Source organism: bacterium, from assembly GCA_021372775.1.
In the GTDB taxonomy this organism is placed as follows: domain Bacteria; phylum Acidobacteriota; class Polarisedimenticolia; order J045; family J045; genus JAJFTU01.
In genome coordinates this window covers 1-2467 of the sequence record JAJFTU010000161.1, presented here as the reverse complement: position 1 = coordinate 2467, position 2467 = coordinate 1, and the positions used below count along the sequence as shown (strand labels likewise).

Below are 2467 nucleotides of genomic sequence, written 5' to 3'. Positions count from 1 at the left end.
TCGACGAGCCAGTTCGCGCCGAGGGCCCGCTCCGCCTGGACCTTGCGCAGCTCGACCTTGCCGTCGCGTCCGAGCACGAGGGCCGTCGCGTTCCCCTGCCCGTCGCGGGTCACGCCGCGCTGCGGCGCGAGGACCGCGCGCCGAACCTCGCCGGTCTTCACCGTCGCCCGCACGAACATCCCCGGCAGCAGCACGCGGTCCGGATTCGGGAAGACCGCCCGCAGCGTGACGGTGCCGGTGGACTGCTCGACCGTGGCCTCGGAGAGCGCGAGGCGTCCGGCGAGCGGGTACTCCGTCCCGTCCTCGAGCGTCAGCCGGACCTCGGCCTCCCCGGCGTCGGGGCGCCGCAGTTTCCCGTTCGCCAGATCCCGCTGGAGGCGCAGCAGTTCGGCGCTCGACTGCGTGACGTCCACGTAGATCGGGTCGAGACGCTGGACCGTCGCCAGCGCGTTCGGCTGGCCGGCGGTGACGAGGGCGCCCTGCGTGACCGCGGAGCGGCCGATCCGCCCCGCGATCGGCGAGGTGACCCGCGTGTAGCCCATATTCACCTTCGCCGCGTCGAGCGCCGCCTTGTCCGCGGCGACGACGGCGATCCCCTGCCGCACGGCCATCTGCGCGTCGTCGTTTTCCTGCTCGCTCACCGCCTTCGTGCGGACCAGTTCGGCGTAGCGGGTCGCCTTGAGCTGCGCCGTCGCCAGCGTCGCCTCGTCGCGGGCGAGCGCCGCCGCCGCGCTGTCCACGGCCGCCTTGTAGGTCGCCGGCTCGATCTCGTAGAGCAATTGCCCGGCCGCGACGTCGCTTCCTTCCTGGAACGGCCGCTGCCGGACGATGCCGCCGACCTGCGGGCGGATCTCGGCGACGACGTAGGGGGCGGTGCGTCCGGACAGCACGGTCGTCAGGACGAGCGGGCGCTCTTCCAACGCGACGACGCCGACTTCCGGCGTCGGCGGCGGTCCGGGGTTCGCCTGCGAACGGGCGCAGCCGGGAAGGAGCAGGGCGCAGCCGCAGGCCGCGGCCGCAAGGAGCGAGGTGCAAGAGAGGCTCGTACGCATGCGCATCCCTCTGTCGAAGGCGCCGATCCGCCGCCGCCCTCGGAAATCCGTGGGCGAATCGCGGACCGCTCAGGGCAGTTCCGCGTTGGAACAAACGTTCACTCTAGAACGAATGTTCATTCTGATTGAAAGAGGCACGCCGTCAAGGGTAGAATGAACATCCGTTCGAGATTTCTGGCGCGACGGATGGGCGAAAATGGCGACTACGAAGCCACGCGTCGAAGAGGGACACCGATGAACTTCGAACCAACCGGCGGAGCGGAATCAAAGTCGGAGGCGCGGCGCCGCCAAATCCTCGACGCGGCGGCCGACTGCTTCCGCCGCTACGGCTTCCACGCCGCGACGATCGCCAACATCTCCGAAGCGGCGGGGATGAGCGCCGGGCACATCTACCACTTCTTCCCCAACAAGGAAGCGATCGTCCGCGCGATCATCGAGCAGAACGTCAAGACCGCGCCGCCGGAGATCGAGAAGCTTTTCGCCACCGCGGACATTCTGGAGCCGCTGCTCGACCGTCTGGACATCCCGGTGGACGAAACGACCGATCCGCGGCGCGCCGCGCTGGAACTGGAGATCCTGGCCGAGGCGACGCGGAACCCGCAGCTGCTCGAGGCGCTCCGCGCCGCGGACGCCGTCAACCGGGAGCGGTTCCGCTGCGTGGACGAGCGGATCCGGGCGGCGAACCCGTCCCTATCGCAGAAGTCGTTCGAGGCGCGCGCGGAAGTCCTGATGGCGTTGTTCTCGGGGCTCTTCATCCGCGCCATCGTCAATCCGCAGCTCGACAAGGCCGCGGTCAACGACATGCTGCGCGTCATCGTGCGGACGCTGATGGAGGCGTGACTTGGCGGACGACGGGCGCGCGCGCGGCGCCCTCCTTCGTTCAGCGATCGCTCGTCGTCGCCTGCCAGCGCCGTTCCAACGCCGCCAGCAGTGGTTTGAGCTGCGCGTTCCAGAACGTCCAGTCGTGCCCCGCCCCGGGGACGATCGCGACCGTCGCCGGCCGGCCGAGCAGCGCCAGCGCGTCGGCGAGGGCGCGCGTCTGCGCCGGCGGGACGACCTTGTCGTCCGCGCCGTGTCCGAGCCGGACCTCGACCCCCTGAAGCGCCGCGGCGAGTTCGAGCGGATCCCCCCCTTCGCCCCGCCAGCGCGCGGCGAACCGCTCCCGCGGACCAAAGACGACGGCGTGAATCCGCGCCTCGCCGCTCGCCGAATCGAGCGCCGCGAGGTCGTACGTCCCCGACAGCGCGCCGACGAAGCCGTAGTCGGTGCGCCGCGCGGCGAGGACCACCGCGCCCCGCGCGCCGGTGGAGTAGCCGACGACGGCGACGCGCCCCGGATCGTTCGCCAAGGAGAAGCGCCGGCGCGCCTCCGGCAGGACGACCTCCTCGATCCAGCGCGTCCCCGGCGCGCCGTTC

At 71.2% G+C, this 2467-nt stretch carries 3 protein-coding genes; 1 reads left to right on the top strand and 2 read right to left on the bottom strand.

The window, feature by feature from the left end:
* Nucleotides 1–1058: efflux RND transporter periplasmic adaptor subunit (locus LLG88_05425; protein ID MCE5246349.1), on the bottom strand; the 1058-nt coding region annotated here is incomplete at its 3' end.
* Between the two features lie 228 nt (nt 1059–1286).
* On the opposite strand from LLG88_05425, the gene LLG88_05420 reads away from it, so the two are divergent.
* Entirely contained in the window at nt 1287–1892 is a 606-nt protein-coding gene (locus LLG88_05420) for a TetR/AcrR family transcriptional regulator (GenBank protein ID MCE5246348.1), read from the top strand.
* 40 nt (nt 1893–1932) lie between these two features.
* On the opposite strand, the gene LLG88_05415 is transcribed toward LLG88_05420, so the two are convergent.
* Nucleotides 1933–2467: prolyl oligopeptidase family serine peptidase (locus LLG88_05415; protein MCE5246347.1), on the bottom strand; the 535-nt coding region annotated here is incomplete at its 5' end.